General features: G+C 62.8%; 14 protein-coding genes. 9 read left to right on the top strand and 5 right to left on the bottom strand.

Annotated elements, in window-relative coordinates; all coding sequences use genetic code 11:
• Positions 1–45: 45 nt before the first annotated feature.
• Positions 46–1,476 carry a PLP-dependent aminotransferase family protein gene (locus J4E58_RS21235; protein ID WP_007921095.1) on the bottom strand — a complete coding sequence of 477 codons (1,431 nt, stop codon included), beginning with the start codon at positions 1,474–1,476 and terminating at the stop codon, positions 46–48.
• A gap of 180 nt (positions 1,477–1,656) precedes the next feature.
• Here J4E58_RS21235 and J4E58_RS21230 point away from each other — a divergent pair, with 180 nt between their 5' ends.
• Entirely contained in the window at positions 1,657–1,902 is a 246-nt protein-coding gene (locus J4E58_RS21230) for a DUF1127 domain-containing protein (RefSeq protein WP_007921094.1), read from the top strand.
• A 126-nt stretch (positions 1,903–2,028) separates the two neighbouring features.
• Here J4E58_RS21230 and J4E58_RS21225 read toward each other — a convergent pair whose 3' ends face one another.
• A complete protein-coding gene (locus tag J4E58_RS21225; RefSeq protein WP_087087548.1) occupies positions 2,029–3,342 on the bottom strand; it encodes an FAD-binding oxidoreductase in 1,314 nt (437 codons plus the stop codon).
• A 148-nt stretch (positions 3,343–3,490) separates the two neighbouring features.
• Between J4E58_RS21225 and J4E58_RS21220 the strand changes: the two genes are divergently transcribed.
• Positions 3,491–3,844, top strand: coding sequence for a YkgJ family cysteine cluster protein (locus J4E58_RS21220; RefSeq protein WP_087087550.1), 354 nt, complete (start codon positions 3,491–3,493; stop codon positions 3,842–3,844).
• A 124-nt stretch (positions 3,845–3,968) separates the two neighbouring features.
• On the opposite strand, the gene J4E58_RS21215 is transcribed toward J4E58_RS21220, so the two are convergent.
• Positions 3,969–4,457 carry an Lrp/AsnC ligand binding domain-containing protein gene (locus J4E58_RS21215; protein WP_007932443.1) on the bottom strand — a complete coding sequence of 163 codons (489 nt, stop codon included), beginning with the start codon at positions 4,455–4,457 and terminating at the stop codon, positions 3,969–3,971.
• 156 nt (positions 4,458–4,613) lie between these two features.
• On the opposite strand from J4E58_RS21215, the gene dadA reads away from it, so the two are divergent.
• The 6 genes from dadA (at position 4,614) to J4E58_RS21185 (ending at position 10,747) form a co-directional block, all read left to right on the top strand.
• Positions 4,614–5,915 carry a D-amino acid dehydrogenase gene (gene dadA / locus J4E58_RS21210; RefSeq protein ID WP_053263273.1) on the top strand — a complete coding sequence of 434 codons (1,302 nt, stop codon included), beginning with the start codon at positions 4,614–4,616 and terminating at the stop codon, positions 5,913–5,915.
• The gene (locus tag J4E58_RS21205) at positions 5,887–6,240 is read left to right on the top strand and encodes a RidA family protein (RefSeq protein WP_009046176.1); all 354 of its coding nucleotides are present in this window, start codon (positions 5,887–5,889) and stop codon (positions 6,238–6,240) included. The genes dadA and J4E58_RS21205 overlap by 29 nt, the downstream gene beginning before the upstream one ends.
• Before the next feature lie 95 nt (positions 6,241–6,335).
• Positions 6,336–7,412, top strand: a complete 1,077-nt coding sequence (gene alr, locus J4E58_RS21200; RefSeq protein WP_053263099.1) for an alanine racemase — start codon at positions 6,336–6,338, stop codon at positions 7,410–7,412.
• A 128-nt stretch (positions 7,413–7,540) separates the two neighbouring features.
• Positions 7,541–8,089, top strand: a complete 549-nt coding sequence (locus J4E58_RS21195) for a cupin domain-containing protein (protein WP_007932420.1) — start codon at positions 7,541–7,543, stop codon at positions 8,087–8,089.
• A gap of 183 nt (positions 8,090–8,272) precedes the next feature.
• Positions 8,273–8,686: a cytochrome c5 family protein gene (locus J4E58_RS21190; RefSeq protein WP_009046174.1), complete on the top strand. Its 414-nt coding sequence runs from the start codon at positions 8,273–8,275 to the stop codon at positions 8,684–8,686.
• A 135-nt stretch (positions 8,687–8,821) separates the two neighbouring features.
• Entirely contained in the window at positions 8,822–10,747 is a 1,926-nt protein-coding gene (locus J4E58_RS21185; RefSeq protein WP_087087552.1) for an acetyl-CoA hydrolase/transferase C-terminal domain-containing protein, read from the top strand.
• A 113-nt stretch (positions 10,748–10,860) separates the two neighbouring features.
• Here J4E58_RS21185 and J4E58_RS21180 read toward each other — a convergent pair whose 3' ends face one another.
• Complete coding sequence (locus tag J4E58_RS21180; RefSeq protein ID WP_007932417.1) at positions 10,861–11,430, bottom strand: xanthine phosphoribosyltransferase; 570 nt, start codon at positions 11,428–11,430, stop codon at positions 10,861–10,863.
• Positions 11,431–11,519: 89 nt separating this feature from the next.
• A complete protein-coding gene (gene rep, locus J4E58_RS21175; protein WP_007932416.1) occupies positions 11,520–13,529 on the bottom strand; it encodes a DNA helicase Rep in 2,010 nt (669 codons plus the stop codon).
• 266 nt (positions 13,530–13,795) lie between these two features.
• Here rep and J4E58_RS21170 point away from each other — a divergent pair, with 266 nt between their 5' ends.
• A complete protein-coding gene (locus tag J4E58_RS21170; RefSeq protein WP_087087554.1) occupies positions 13,796–15,469 on the top strand; it encodes a bifunctional diguanylate cyclase/phosphodiesterase in 1,674 nt (557 codons plus the stop codon).
• Positions 15,470–15,479: the final 10 nt, after the last annotated feature.

Raw genomic sequence — 15,479 nt, 5'->3', positions numbered from 1 at the left:
ATCGCTGCGATGGTCTAGCTGTGACGCCGGTTTCACAGGAAAAGGTCAGTCCGTGGCGCAATCTTCAGCCAGCAGCTTGATGGCGGCTGCGCCGACTTTGCGCACGGCTTCCTCGATCTGTGCCGTTGGCTTGGCAGCGTAGTTCATCCGCAGGCAGTTGCGGTACTTGCCCGAGGCCGAAAAGATGCTGCCCACGGCAATCTGCACGCCCTGGCCGAGCAGCGCGCGGTTCAGGCGCAGGGTATCGAAACCTTCCGGCAGTTCGACCCACAGCATGAACCCGCCCTGCGGCCGGCTGGCGCGGGTACCCGTGGGGAAATAGCGGCTGACCCAGTCGATCATCAGGTCGCGATTGCGCTGGTACTGGGTGCGCATGCGCCGCAGGTGCGGCTCGAAATTGCCGCTCTTGAGGAACTCGGCGATGGCGATCTGCGGCTGCGGCGCGGTGGAGCCGGTGCTGATGTATTTCATGTGCAGCACTCGTTCCAGATAGCGCCCGGGGGCGACCCAGCCGATGCGCAGGCCCGGCGCCAGGGTCTTGGAAAAGGAACTGCACAGCAGCACCCGGCCATCGTCGTCGAACGACTTGATGGTCCGCGGGCGCGGGTAGGTGTAGGACAGCTCGCCATACACATCGTCTTCGATGATCGCCACATCGAAGCGCTGGGCCAGGGTCAGCAGGGCCCGCTTGCGCGACTCCGGCATGATATAGCCCAGCGGGTTGTTGCAGTTGGGGGTCAACTGTATGGCCTTGATCGGCCATTGCTCCAGGGCCAGTTCCAGGGCGTCGAGGCTGATGCCGGTGAGTGGGTCGGTGGGGATTTCCAGGGCCTTCATGCCCAGGCCCTTGAGGGTCTGCATGGCGCCATGGAAGCTCGGCGAGTCGACGGCGACTATATCCCCGGGCTCGCAGGTGGCACGGATGCTGGTGGACAAGGCTTCATGGCAGCCGGTGGTGATCACCAGGTCGTTGGCGCCGAGCTGGCAACCGGAATCGAGCATCAGCCGTGCCAGCTGTTCACGCAGTTCGTGCACGCCGTAGATGGTGTCGTAATACAGACCGGGCATGTCCTGGCGCCGGCTGATGCGGGCGAGCCCGCGCAGCAGGGGCTTGAGGGTCGGGCTGGTGACGTCGGGCATGCCGCGACCCAGCTGGACGATGTCCTTGCGCGGCACGCTGCGGATCAGTTCCAGCACCTGGTCCCACTGCGAAATCTCCACCGGCCGCTGCGCCGGGCGACCCACCGCGGGCAGTGCCGGCAGCTCGCGGCTGACCGGCACGAAGTAGCCGGACTTGGGCTTGGGCGTCGCCAGGCCGCTGTCTTCCAGAACCCGATAAGCCTGCTGCACGGTGCTCAGGCTGACCCCGTGTTCCACACTCAAGGCCCGTACCGACGGCAGTCGGTCGCCGGGGCGATAGAAGCCTTGTTCGATACGTGTGCCCAGCAGTTCGGCGAGATTGACATACAGGGTCATGGCGCAGCCTCGGGGTGATTGAATCGGGTAACCAGTACAGATGGCGCAAAATTACAGGATTCAGCCCGGATAGGGGAAATTCTGTATGGAGATAATAGCGGTGCTTTGAATCTGTAATGGTTTTTGGCTCCCGCGCATGATGTCTGCTCATAGCGACCCAAGTAAACAGGAGCAGCAAAAATGAACGGCTTGAGCGATGTACGTCTGTCGTTACACAGTCAGGAACTGGCGGCTGGGCAGGAGCGGGCAGCAGGGGCGACGTCCGTCCACAATGCGCCGTCCGGCCTCGGTCTCTGGGGCCTGTACTGGCATCGACTGCGTACACGCAAGGCACTGCTTGAGCTGACCACCGAACAGTTGCGCGATATCGGCCTGAGTCGCGAACAGGCTCGGCAGGAAGGGCTCAAGCCGTTCTGGCGGCTTTGAAGGCCCTCGCTGATCGGTAGCCGCTGGCGCAGCCTGCGATCGGTTGCGCAGCGACCGAAAAGGCCGCATCCGATTTCCCCGGATGCGGCCTTTTTCATGCCTGTCGTGTGGTGGCTACAAATGCCTTCAGACCAGTTCTTTCAGCCGATGCCAGAGCATCCCCAGCGCCAGCAGCGGCGAACGCAGGTGCTTGCCGCCCGGGAAGGTGATGTGCGGGACCTGGGCGAACAGATCGAAACCACCGCCCTGCTGGCCGCTGATGGCTTCGGCCAGCAACTTGCCGGCCAGGTGCGTGGCATTCACGCCGTGGCCCGAGTAGGCCTGGGCGTAATACACATTGGGCTGGTCTTTTAGACGGCCGATCTGCGGCAGGCGGTTGGCGCTGATGCCGATCATGCCGCCCCATTGATAGTCGATCTTCACCGCCGCCAGTTGCGGGAACACCTGCAGCATCTTCGGCCGCATATAAGCGGCAATGTCCCGCGGGTCGCGGCCGGAATAGTGGCAGGCGCCGCCGAACAGCAAGCGCCGGTCGGCTGAAAGGCGGTAATAGTCCAGGGCCACCCGCTGGTCGCAGACCGCCATATTCTGCGGCAACAGGGCGTGGGCCAGCTCTTCGCTCAAGGGTTCGGTGGCGATGATGTAACTGCCGGCGGGCAGCACCTTGCCACCCAGTTGCGGGTTGAGATCGTTGAGGTAGGCGTTGCAGCCCAGCACCAGGGTGTTGGCGCGCACCGAGCCCTGGGCGGTATGGACTTTGACCTGCGGCCCGTAATCGATGCGGGTCACGGCCGAGTGTTCGAACAGGCGCACGCCCAGTTGCTGCGCGACCGCGGCTTCGCCCAGGGCCAGGTTCAGCGGGTGCAGGTGCCCCGAGCCCATGTCGATCAGGCCGCCGACGTAACGGTCGGAACCCACCACGCTGTGCATCTCGTTGGCTTGCAGCAGGCGGGTTGCATGGCGATAGCCCAGGTCGCGCAGCTCTTGGGCGTCTTCGGCGAAACCTTCGAGGTCGCGCGGTTTGTTGGCCAGGTCGCAATAACCCCAGGTCAGGTCGCAGGGAATCTGGAAACGCTCGATACGCTGGCGGACGATTTCCACCGCTTCCAGGCCCATCAGTTTCATCTGGCGTACGCCGTCTTCGCCGATGACTGGGGCGAACTGCTCGAGGCCGTGACCCACTCCGCGAATCAGTTGCCCGCCGTTGCGCCCGCTGGCGCCCCAGCCGATTTTGCGCGCTTCCAGCAGAATGACGCTGAGCCCGCGCTCGGCCAGCTCGATCGCGGTGTTGAGCCCGGAGAAGCCGCCGCCGACCACGCATACGTCCGCCTGATGCTCGCCGGCCAGCGCCGGATAATCGGGCTGGGGTAGGCTGCTGGCGGCGTAGTAGGAGGCGGGGTGCGAATGGCCTGGCCCCGACGGCTGAGCACGGGTGTTCATGTGGATCATCCTGATTCGTGTGTTTGGAAAATTTGACGGAGCATAAGCCGGACCTTTCCGGCGCGGCAACATTGGTCGGCCAGTGCTGTCTGCCACAAGGCTTTTAGGGCAAAATCGCGGCCTCCCCAGACTCCCGGTAAACGCTTCGATGAGCTGCAACAGCCAGAAAGTCCGCACGCTCCGACAGCAGATCCCCTCGTTCGAGTGCGTGCCTGGCTGTCACGACTGCTGTGGTCCGGTCACCACTTCGACCGAAGAGATGTCGCGCCTGCCGCGCAAGACCCGGGCCGAGCAGGACGCGGCGATGGAAGAGCTGAACTGTGTGCACCTGGGGCCCAATGGCTGCACGGTGTATGACGAGCGGCCGCTGATCTGTCGCCTGTTCGGCACCACGCCGAGCCTGCCATGCCCCAATGGTCGGCGCCCGGTGGAGCTGATCCACCCGCGGGTGGAGAAGCAGATCCATGAATACATGGCGAGCACCCGGCAGGTGCTGGTCTGACCCAAAGCCATCGCGGGCAAGCCTCGCTCCTACAGGTTGCACAGATCCCGTAGGAGCGGCCGGTCGACGCTCGATTGCCCGCGATAGCGATTACCCTGACAACACTGGTCCCGGCTCGTTGCAATCAATCCGGAATCGGCAGGCTCAGGCTCTCTTTCACCTCTTCCATCACGATATAGCTCTTGGATTCGCGCACGTGGGGCAGCTTGAGCAGGATGTCGCCCAGCAGTTTGCGGTACGAGGCCATTTCGGAAATCCGCGCCTTCACCAGGTAGTCGAAGTCCCCCGACACCAGGTGGCATTCCAGTACGTGCGGCAGTTTCAGCACGGCGCGGCGGAACTCCTCGAAGGTGTCGCCGGACTTGTAGTCCAGGCTGATTTCGACAAACACCAGCAGGCTACCCTTGAGGTGCTGCGGGTTGAGCCGGGCGTTGTAGCCCATGATGATGCCTTCGCGCTCCAGGCGGCGGACCCGCTCGGTGCATGGCGTGGTCGACAGCCCGACCTTTTCCCCCAGCTCGGTAAAGGAGATGCGCCCATCGGCCTGCAGGATGCGCAGGATATTGCGATCTATCTTGTCCAGCTCACGCTTTGTCTGGTGGTTGGTACGCATAGGGGATGCGCCTCCGTGAAAAGGGTTTTTGCCGAGAATTCTCGCCAAATATAGGCGTTTATATAGTGAAAAGCACTGGCCGTTGCTTTTTATACTGCGCGCATCTTCGCTCTGAATAACAAACGTCAGCGGTTATCCGCGATGAGGGATATGAAAATGCGCGTTCTGGTCTTGGGTAGCGGCGTGATCGGTACCACCAGTGCCTACTATCTGGCCCGTGCCGGTTTCGAAGTGACCGTCGTCGACCGTCAGCCGGCCGTTGCCATGGAAACCAGCTTCGCCAACGCCGGCCAGGTTTCGCCGGGTTATGCCTCGCCCTGGGCCGCGCCGGGCGTTCCGCTCAAGGCCATCAAGTGGTTGCTGCAGCGCCACGCGCCGCTGGCGATCAAGGCCACCGCCGACATCGATCAATACCTGTGGATGGCGCAGATGCTGCGCAACTGCACTGCTGCCCGCTATGCGGTGAACAAGGAGCGCATGGTCCGCCTGTCCGAGTACAGCCGCGACTGCCTCGACGAACTGCGCGCGGAAACCGGCATCGCCTATGAAGGCCGCAGCCTGGGGACCACCCAGCTGTTCCGCACCCAGGCGCAACTGGATGGCGCGGCCAAGGATATCGCCGTGCTCAAGGAGTCCGGCGTGCCTTTCGAACTGCTGGACCGTGAAGGCATCGCCCGCGTCGAGCCGGCCCTGGCCAGCGTCACCGACATCCTGGCCGGCGCCCTGCGCCTGCCGAACGACCAGACTGGCGACTGCCAGATGTTCACCACGCGCCTGGCGCAAATGTGCACCAAGCTGGGTGTGGAGTTCCGCTTCGACCAGGACATCCAGCGCCTGGACTTCGCCGGCGACCGCATCAACGGTGTCTGGATCGACGGCAAGCTGGAAACCGCCGACCGCTACGTGCTGGCCCTCGGCAGCTACTCGCCACAACTGCTCAAGCCACTGGGTATCAAGGCCCCGGTGTATCCGCTCAAGGGTTACTCGCTGACCGTGCCGATCACCAACCCGGCCATGGCCCCGACTTCGACCATTCTCGACGAAACCTACAAGGTGGCGATCACCCGTTTCGACAACCGTATTCGCGTTGGCGGCATGGCGGAAATCGCCGGTTTTGACCTCTCGCTGAACCCGCGTCGGCGCGAAACGCTGGAGATGATCGTCAACGATCTTTATCCTCAGGGCGGTGATCTGTCCCAGGCCAGTTTCTGGACCGGCCTGCGTCCCACCACCCCGGACGGCACGCCGATCGTTGGCGCCACGCCCATGCGCAACCTGTTCTTGAACACCGGTCATGGCACGCTTGGCTGGACCATGGCCTGTGGTTCCGGTCGTCTGCTGGCCGATCTGATGGCGAAGAAAAAGCCGCAGATCAGCGCCGAAGGTCTCGATATTTCTCGTTACGGTAATCCTCAGGAGCCTGCAAAACATGTCAATCCAGCGCCAGCTCACCAATGAGCGCATGAGCCAGATCGTCGTCCACAGCGGTACCGTGTATCTGGCTGGGCAAGTCGGCGACGACCTGAACGCGGGGATTGAGCAGCAGACCCGTGAAACCCTCGCCAACATCGAGCGTTTGCTGGACCTGGCCGGCACCGACAAGTCGCGCCTGCTGTCGGTGACCATCTACCTGAAGGACATCGATGCGCACTTCGCCGGGATGAACAGCGTATGGGACCAGTGGCTGCCGAAAGGCGTCGCCCCGGCCCGCGCAACCGTCGAAGCCAAGCTCTGCGAACCGGAAATCCTGGTCGAGTTGTCCGTCGTGGCCGCTCTGCCTTAAGCAAGATCCCTCTCCCGGTGCTGTTAATGGATGGCTCACGCCATCCGCCAGCGCCGGTTTTTTCTTCCCACATGACCGCCTAGAAGTCTGCCGCCATGCGTCCTGCCCGTGCCCTGATCGATCTTCAAGCCCTGCGTCACAACTACCAACTGGCCCGCGAAGCCTCGCCGGGCGCCCGTGCGCTCGCGGTGATCAAGGCCGATGCCTATGGCCATGGCGCGGTGCGCTGTGCCCAGGCACTGGAAGCCGAGGCCGACGGCTTTGCCGTGGCCTGTATTGAAGAAGCCCTGGAGCTGCGTGCGGCGGGGATTCGCGCGCCGATATTGCTGCTTGAAGGTTTTTTCGAGGCCGATGAGCTGGACCTGATCGTCGAACATGATTTCTGGTGCGTGGTGCATTCGCTGTGGCAGCTGGAGGCCATCGAGCAGGCCACCGTCGCCAAGCCGCTGACGGTATGGCTTAAGCTGGATTCGGGCATGCACCGCGTCGGCCTGCATCCCAAGGATTACCAGCCGGCCTATCAGCGGCTGCTGGCCAGCGGCAAGGTGGCGAAGATCGTATTGATGAGCCATTTCGCCCGCGCCGACGAGCTCAGCTGCAGCAGCAGCGACGAGCAGGTCGCGGTGTTCGAGGCGGCGCGCCAGGGCTTGTCCGCCGAGATCAGCCTGCGCAACTCGCCAGCCGTGCTCGGCTGGCCGCACATCCCCAGCGACTGGGTGCGTCCCGGCATCATGCTGTATGGCTCGACCCCGTTCGAAGAACCGCACCCACTGGCCGCGCGCCTGCAACCGGTGATGACCCTGGAGTCGAAGGTGATCTGTGTGCGCGAACTGCCGGCCGGCGAGCCGGTGGGGTACGGCGCCAAATTCGTCACACCACGGCCGATGCGGATCGGCGTGGTGGCCATGGGGTACGCCGACGGTTATCCGCGGCATGCGCCGACCGGTGCGCCGGTGCTGGTGGCGGGGCAGCGTACCCAGCTGCTCGGCCGGGTTTCCATGGACATGCTGTGCATCGACCTGACCGACGTGCCAGAGGCCGGGCTGGGTTCTACCGTCGAGTTGTGGGGCAAGAACATCCTTGCCAGCGAGCTGGCGGCCGCCGCCGATACCATTCCTTACCAGCTGTTCTGCAACCTGCGCCGGGTGCCACGCGTCTATTCCGGGGACTGAGCGGCACAGCGCATTGCCGAAAGTCGCCTTGCCCCCTGGGATTGGGGCCCAAGTGTTGTAAATACTGAACGCTATCGCCATGATAACGCTCAACTACAACAACGCCTGATCCCTAGGAGGCTGCCGCATTGGACGTCGGTGAACGACTGCAATCCATCCGTAAACTCAAAGGCCTTTCCCAGCGTGAACTCGCCAAGCGCGCGGGCGTCACCAACAGCACCATTTCGATGATCGAGAAGAACAGCGTCAGCCCCTCGATCAGTTCGCTGAGAAAGGTTCTTGGCGGCATTCCCATGTCGATGGTCGAGTTTTTCTCGGAAGAAATCCTCCAGGAAAAACCCACCCAGATCGTCTACAAAGCCAACGAGTTGATCGATATTTCCGATGGTGCGGTGACCATGAAGTTGGTGGGCCGGGCACATCCGAGCCGGGCGATCGCTTTTCTCAACGAGATCTATCCGCCGGGCGCCGATACCGGTGAAGAGATGCTCACCCATGAAGGCGAAGAAACCGGGATTCTCGTGGAAGGACGCCTGGAGCTGGTGGTGGGTCTTGAGACATTCGTGCTCGAAGCCGGTGACAGCTACTATTTCGAAAGCACCAAGCCGCACCGTTTCCGTAATCCTTTCGATGCACCCGCGCGACTAATCAGCGCAGCCACGCCCGCGAACTTCTAATAGAAGAGGCGTCCTGCAAGGATTGCAGCGGTGCCCGAAGCAGCATTTCGCCTCTCTCTAATCCCCCTTTGAATCTAGGGTTGTTTCAGAGTGGCGGGCTAACCGCTATACTTGCGCCCGCCCGCGAAACCGTGGCCGTGGGCGTGACTAGCCACCATTGAGGGTGTACGCGTGAACCTAATTATGAAAATGCTGGCTGCACCAGCAACCGTATTGGCCCTCTGGGCTGTCAGCGCTCAAGCTGCGACTAACGACGACATTGCCAAGCGCCTTGAGCCGGTTGGCCAGGTCTGCGTCCAGGGTCAGGAATGCAAGGGTATGGAAGTCGCTGTTGCCGCCGGTGGCGGTGGTGCGAAGACTCCAGACGAAGTGATTGCCAAGCATTGCAATGCTTGCCACGGCTCCGGCCTGCTGGGCGCGCCGAAAATCGGCGACGCCGCTGCCTGGAAAGAGCGCGCGGATCACCAGGGTGGCCTCGACGGCATCCTGGCCAAGGCCATTACCGGTATCAACGCGATGCCGCCTAAAGGCACCTGCGCCGACTGCTCCGATGAAGAGCTCAAAGGCGCCATCCAGAAGATGTCCGGTTTGAAATAAGCACGGATCTTGCGCAAAAAAGCCGCTCACGAGCGGCTTTTTTCATGCCTGCGATTCGGCCGCTACTGTTCATTGCAGCAAAGACCCGGCAAGCTCGGTCCAACCTCAAATTCATGGAAGGTACTGGAGGATCGGATGGTGCAGTCATGTTCTATCGAGCGGGCGATCGATGAGGTCCTGGCACGCTTGCCGGCGCATATTCACATGGGCATGCCCCTGGGGCTGGGCAAACCCAACCGCTTCGCCAATGCCCTGTATCGTCGCATCGCGCAACTGCCCGAGCGCCAACTGACCATTTACACCGCCCTGAGCCTGGGCCGCCCGCCGCTGGGCGATGGCCTGCAACGGCGCTTCCTCGAGCCTTTCATCGAGCAGGTCTTCGGCGACTACCCCGAGCTGGACTTCCTCGCCGACCTGCACCGCAACCAGGTGCCGGCCAATATCCATATCGAACAGTTCTTCATGCAGCCCGGCAGCCTGCTCAACAGCCCGGCGGCGCAGCAGGATTATGTCTGCAGCAACTACAGCCACGCCGCGCGCGACATCAATGCCGCCGGCCTCAATCTGGTCGCGCAACTGGTGGCCCGGGACCCGCAGCAAGCCGACCGCCTGAGCCTGAGTTGCAACCCCGACATCACCCTCGACCTGTTGCCGATGATCGCCGAGCGACGTGCCGCCGGCGAAACCATCCTGCTGCTGGGCCAGGTGCATCGCGACCTGCCTTATATGCCAGGCGACGCCGAAATCGACGCCGCCACCTTCGACCTGTTGATCGACGAAGAGGAGGGCAGCACGCTGTTTTCCACGCCGAACATGCCGGTGGGGTTCCAGGATCACTTTATCGGCCTGCACGCCAGCACCCTGGTGCGCGACGGCGGCACCCTGCAGATCGGCATCGGCTCCATGGGCGACGCATTGACGGCGGCGTTGCTGGCGCGCCAGGCGGACAACGACGGTTATCGGGCGCTGCTGGCGGACCTGGAGATCCAGTGCTGGAAGCCGCTGATCGAGCGCGAAGGCGGGGTGGAGCCTTTCGCCAAGGGCCTGTATGGCTGCAGCGAGATGTTCGTCAACGGCCTGCTGGCCCTGGCCGATGCCGGCATCGTACGGCGCAAGGTCTACCCTTCGGTGGCCCTGCAGCAGCAGGCCAACGCCGGGACCCTGGATGAAAACCAGGCGCTGGGCGGGGTATCGGTACATGGCGGTTTTTTCCTCGGGCCGCGCAGTTTCTACCAGCGCCTCAGGGATCTGCCCAAGAGCAAGCTCGGCGAGTTCAACATGACCGCCATCAGCTACATCAACGAGCTGTACGGCCACGAAGAACTCAAGCGCCTGCAGCGCCTGGACGCGCGCTTTATCAACAGCTCGATCATGGTCACCCTGCTGGGGGCCGGGGTGGCGGATCAGCTGGAAGACGGCCGGGTGCTCAGTGGCGTCGGCGGACAATACAACTTCGTCGCCCAGGGCCATGCGCTGCGAGGCGCGCGCTCGATCCTGATCCTGCGCAGCTGGCGCGAATCCGCGGGCCTGGTCAGCTCCAACATCGTCTGGGAATACGGCCACTGCACCATCCCGCGGCACCTGCGGGACATCGTGGTCACCGAGTACGGCATCGCCGATCTGCGCGGCAAGACCGATGCGAAGGTCATCGAAGCGCTGCTCAATATCAGCGACTCGCGTTTCCAGCCGGGCCTGATCGAACAGGCGCAGAAGGCCGGCAAGCTGCCCAGGGATTTCCGCCTCGATCCGCGTTTTACCGACAACCACCCGCAACGCCTGCTGGCGATCCAGGCGCGGCACCGGCACCTGTTCCCGGAATATCCGCTGGGCAGCGATTTCAGCGCAGAGGAGCGGGATTTGCTGCGGGCGCTGAACTGGCTGAAGAGCAAGTTCAAGCTCAGCGAGATTCTCGAATTGGGCAAGGCGGCGCTGGATGCCCCACCGCCCGAGGCGTTTCTGGCGCATCTGCAGCGGATGCAGTTGGTGAAGCCCGATGGTTGGCGCGAGGAGATCTATCAGCGTTTGCTGCTGGCGGCGCTGCGGGAGACGGCGCAGGCATGAGGTAGACGCCTGGCGGCGTCATCGCGGGCAATCGAGCGTCGACCGGCTGCTCCTACAGAAGCGGGTGGTCTCTGTAGGAGCAAGGCTTGCCCGCGATCAAGAGGCGAAGCCTCTTAGATAAAGGTCACCACGCCATCGGCCAGGGACTTGACCCGGGCCAGGGATTCCACGCGGTAGCCTTGCGCGTCCAGTTCGGCGCGGCCGCCCTGGAACGACTTCTCGATCACGATGCCCAGGCCGGCCACGGTGGCGCCCGCCTGCTTGATGATCGAAATCAGCGCCTGGGACGCCTTACCGTTGGCCAGGAAGTCATCGATGATCAGCACACGGTCGCTGCTGGTCAGGTGGCGCGGGGAAATCGCCACGGTGCTTTCGGTCTGCTTGGTGAACGAGTACACGGTCGCCGACAGCAGATTCTCGGTCAGGGTCAGGGACTGGTGCTTGCGCGCGAAGATCACCGGTACGCCCAGGTTCAGGCCGGTCATGATCGCCGGGGCGATGCCCGAGGCTTCGATGGTGACGATCTTGGTGATGCCCGAGTCCTTGAACAGCGTGGCGAATTCGTCGCCGATCAGCTTCATCAAGGCCGGGTCGATCTGATGGTTCAGAAAGGCGTCGACTTTCAGGACCTGGTCGGAAAGCACGATGCCTTCTTCGCGGATTTTCTTGTGCAGTGCTTCCATGAAGCTTTCCTCTGTTGACGCCTTGTGCGCCTGAGCTCTGATAAAAGGTGTTCGGTTAAATGAATGCTGCGGTTAAAAAGTGCTCGATTCTAGCGCTTTAACATCGCCCGTATATCCGCCAGTGCGTTGTTGCCACGCACGGCTTTGACTTCGGTCGGGGTGTCGTCGTTGCCTTCCCACGCCAGGTCGTCCGGCGGCAGTTCGTCGAGGAAGCGGCTGGGCGCGCAGTCGATGACTTCACCGTACTGCTTGCGCTTGGCGGCGAAGGTGAAGGCCAGGGTCTGGCGCGCGCGGGTGATGCCCACGTAGGCCAGGCGGCGTTCTTCCTCGATGGTGTCGGCTTCGATACTGGAGCGGTGGGGGAGGATTTCCTCCTCCATGCCCATGATGAACACATAGGGGAATTCCAGGCCCTTGGAGGCATGCAGGGTCATCATCTGCACGCCTTCGGCGCCGTCTTCCTCTTCCTGCTGACGCTCCAGCATGTCGCGCAACACCAGTTTGCCGATGGCGTCTTCGACGGTCATTTCGCCGTCTTCGTCTTTTTCCAGGGTGTTCTTCAGCGCTTCGATCAGAAACCACACGTTACCCATGCGGTAGTCGGCGGCCTTGTCGCTGGAGCTGTTGGTGCGCAGCCAGTTCTCGTAGTCGATGTCCATGACCATGCTGCGCAGGGCGGAAATCGGGTCTTCGCCGGCGCACTGCTCGCGCACCTTGTCCATGAAGCGCTTGAAGCGCGCCAGGCGGTCGGTGAAGCGGCTGTCCAGGTGCTCGCCCAGGCCGATTTCGTCGGTGGCGGCGTACATCGAGATCTTGCGTTCGGTGGCGTAGTTGCCGAGTTTTTCCAGGGTGGTGGAGCCGATTTCCCGGCGCGGCACGTTGATCACCCGCAGGAAGGCGTTGTCGTCGTCCGGGTTCACGATCAGGCGGAAGTAGGCCATCAGGTCCTTCACTTCCTGGCGCCCGAAGAAGCTGTTGCCGCCCGACAGGCGATAGGGAATCTGGTGATGCTGCAGCTTCAGCTCGATCAGCTTGGCCTGGTAGTTGCCGCGATAGAGGATCGCGAAATCGCTGTAGGGCCGGTCGGTGCGCAAGTGCAGGCTGAGGATTTCCATCGCCACCCGCTCGGCCTCGGCGTCCTCGTTGCGGCAGCGGATCACGCGGATCTCGTCGCCATGGCCCATCTCGCTCCACAGCTGTTTCTCGAACTCGTGGGGGTTGTTGGAGATCAGCACGTTGGCGCAGCGCAGGATGCGGCTGGTGGAGCGGTAGTTCTGCTCGAGCATCACCACCTTCAAGGACGGGTAGTCTTCCTTGAGCAGCATCAGGTTTTCCGGGCGGGCGCCGCGCCAGGCATAGATCGACTGGTCGTCGTCGCCCACCACGGTGAACTGGTTGCGCTTGCCGATGAGCATTTTCACCAGCAGGTACTGGCTGGCGTTGGTGTCCTGGTATTCGTCCACCAGCAGGTAGCGCACCTTGTTCTGCCACTTCTCCAGGATGTCGGCGTGTTCCTCGAACAGCTTCACCGGCAGCAGGATCAGGTCGTCGAAGTCCACCGCGTTGAACGCCTTGAGCGTGCGCTGGTAGTGGGTGTAGACGATGGCCGCGGTCTGCTCCTTGGGGTTGCGCGCGTTTTCCAGGGCCTGGGCCGGCAGGATCAGGTCGTTCTTCCAGGCGCCGATCATGTTCTTGATCTCGTCGACGCCGTCGTCGCCCGAGTATTCCTTTTGCATGATGTCGGTCATCAGGGCCTTGACGTCGGTCTCGTCGAAGATCGAGAAGCCCGGCTTGTAGCCCAGTCGCACATGCTCCTTGCGGATGATGTTCAGCCCCAGGTTGTGGAAGGTCGACACGGTCAGGCCGCGGCCCTCGCCACTGCGCAGCAGGGTGCCGACCCGTTCCTTCATCTCCCGCGCGGCCTTGTTGGTGAAGGTCATGGCGACGATGTACTGCGCGCGAATGCCGCAGTTCTGGATCAGGTGGGCGATCTTGCGCGTGATTACACTGGTCTTGCCGGAGCCAGCACCGGCGAGCACCAAAAGAGGGCCGCCGACGTAGTTCACGGCTTCTTGCTGCCGGGGATTGAGTCGGGACATGACGAAAAAAGGGGTCTGTAGCGAAATGGGCGGGCATTTTAACAGGATGGACGGATTCTGCTGCTCTCTCCGACTTGTGACGCAGCACGCTATCTAAATTTGCCGGTTTTGATACTTTCCCTCAGGATGCGCGCTGAATATGCGTCTAATGTTCGAGTTAGAGCGGTACAAGAAATTGCGTTTGATAATCAATATCATTTGTCATTGTTTATCTACGCGTCATAATGCCCGCCGCCAACTTCTATTACAGAGTCTAGGGAGCTAGCTTGTCCAAGCCTGTCGAACCCTTGCGCTTGCTGCTGCTGGCCGAAGAGCCGGCGTGGGCAGCGTTGTTGCGCGAGTGTCTCGCTCCGTTGGGAGACTCGGTGGTGCTGATCAGTGCGCCGACCTGGGAATCTGTCAGCCGTCTGTTCGATGAAGACCGCTCTGCGATTCTGTTAACCGTTCCCCAACTGCAACCGGCTCCCGGTCGTTGCAGCCTGCCCACGGTATTGCTGCTGGAGCAGGAGCCGTTGAACACGCCCGCCGGCGCCAGCGACTGGCTGGTGAATAAAAACCTCACTGCCGATACGGTGCGCCGTTGCCTGCGCCATGTGCGCGAGCGCGGGGTGCTGGAAAACACCCTGTTGCGCCTGGCCGAGCAGGACCCGCTGACCGGCATCGCCAACCGCCAGGGCTTCCAGACCCTGTTGGCGGCGCGCCTGGCGGAAAATGAAGGACGCGGGCTGGCCCTGGGGCACCTGGACCTGGACAACTTCCGCCATGCCAACGATGCGCTGGGCCACCAGGCCGGCGACCGGTTGATCCTGCAAGTGGTCTCGCGGCTCAAGAGCCAGCTTGAGGCCGGCGACCAGCTGGCGCGCCTGGGCAGCGACGAATTCGCCCTGCTGATCGATACCCGCCGGGCGCCGCAACGCGCCGAGTGGATGGCCGAACGCATCGCCGAAGTCATGGCCGAGCCGTACTGGATCGATGGCGAAAGCCTGCTGATCGGTTGCAGCCTGGGCATCGCCCACGCGAGGGCGAATGCCGGCGCCGACCCGCTGATGTGGCACGCGCACATCGCCATGCAACAGGCCAAAAGCACCCAGGGCTGTACCTTTCACATCTTCAACGAACGCATCAATCGCAATGCCCGCAGCCTCGCCGACCTGGAAAGCGAACTGCGCCGGGCCTTGCGCCGCGACGAGCTGGAGTTGCACTACCAGCCGCGCCTGAACCTGCATGACGGGCAGATCGTCGGTCTGGAGGCCCTGGTGCGCTGGCGCCACGGCGAGCGCGGGCTGTTGCCGCCGAGCGAGTTCGTGCCCCTGGCCGAGCAGAGCGGCCTGATCGTGCCGCTGGGCTACTGGGTGATTTCCCGGGCGCTGCGCGACATGCAGGCCCTGCGCGAACGCGGCCTGGCGCCGCTGCACATGGCGGTCAACCTGTCGTTCCGCCAGTTCCAGGACAGCCAGCTGCTGTCGACCCTCAGCCGGCTGATTGCCGAGCGTGGTGTCGAGGCGCAATGGCTGGAATTCGAGCTGACCGAAACCGCGGTGATGCGCCGCAGCGACCTGGTCAAGCAGACCATGGACGCGCTGGGGCGGCTGGGGGTGCGGTTTTCCCTGGACGATTTCGGCACCGGGTTCTCGTCCTTCGTGCACCTCAACAGCCTGCCGATTGCCTTGTTGAAGATCGACAAGAGCTTCGTCGGCGGCATGGAGCAGCGCGAAGAGAACCGCAAGCTGGTGCACGCCATGATCAACCTGGCCCACAACCTCCACCTCGAGGTGGTGGCCGAAGGCGTGGAAACCCCCGAGCAACTGACCTTGCTGCGCAGCTTCGGCTGCGACCAGGCGCAGGGCTACCTGATCAGCAAGCCGCTGCCGCTGACGGAACTGGTGGAGTACCTCACCTTCGGCAGGAGCCAGCAGGTCCTGGTCGGCGAGGTCATCTGACGGCAACCTG

The sequence above is a fragment of the Pseudomonas sp. FW305-25 genome (genome assembly GCF_017351415.1).
In the GTDB taxonomy this organism is placed as follows: domain Bacteria; phylum Pseudomonadota; class Gammaproteobacteria; order Pseudomonadales; family Pseudomonadaceae; genus Aquipseudomonas; species Aquipseudomonas chlororaphis.
The sequence above is the reverse complement of the archived record's forward strand: the minus strand, read 5'-3'. Positions and strand labels throughout refer to the sequence as shown.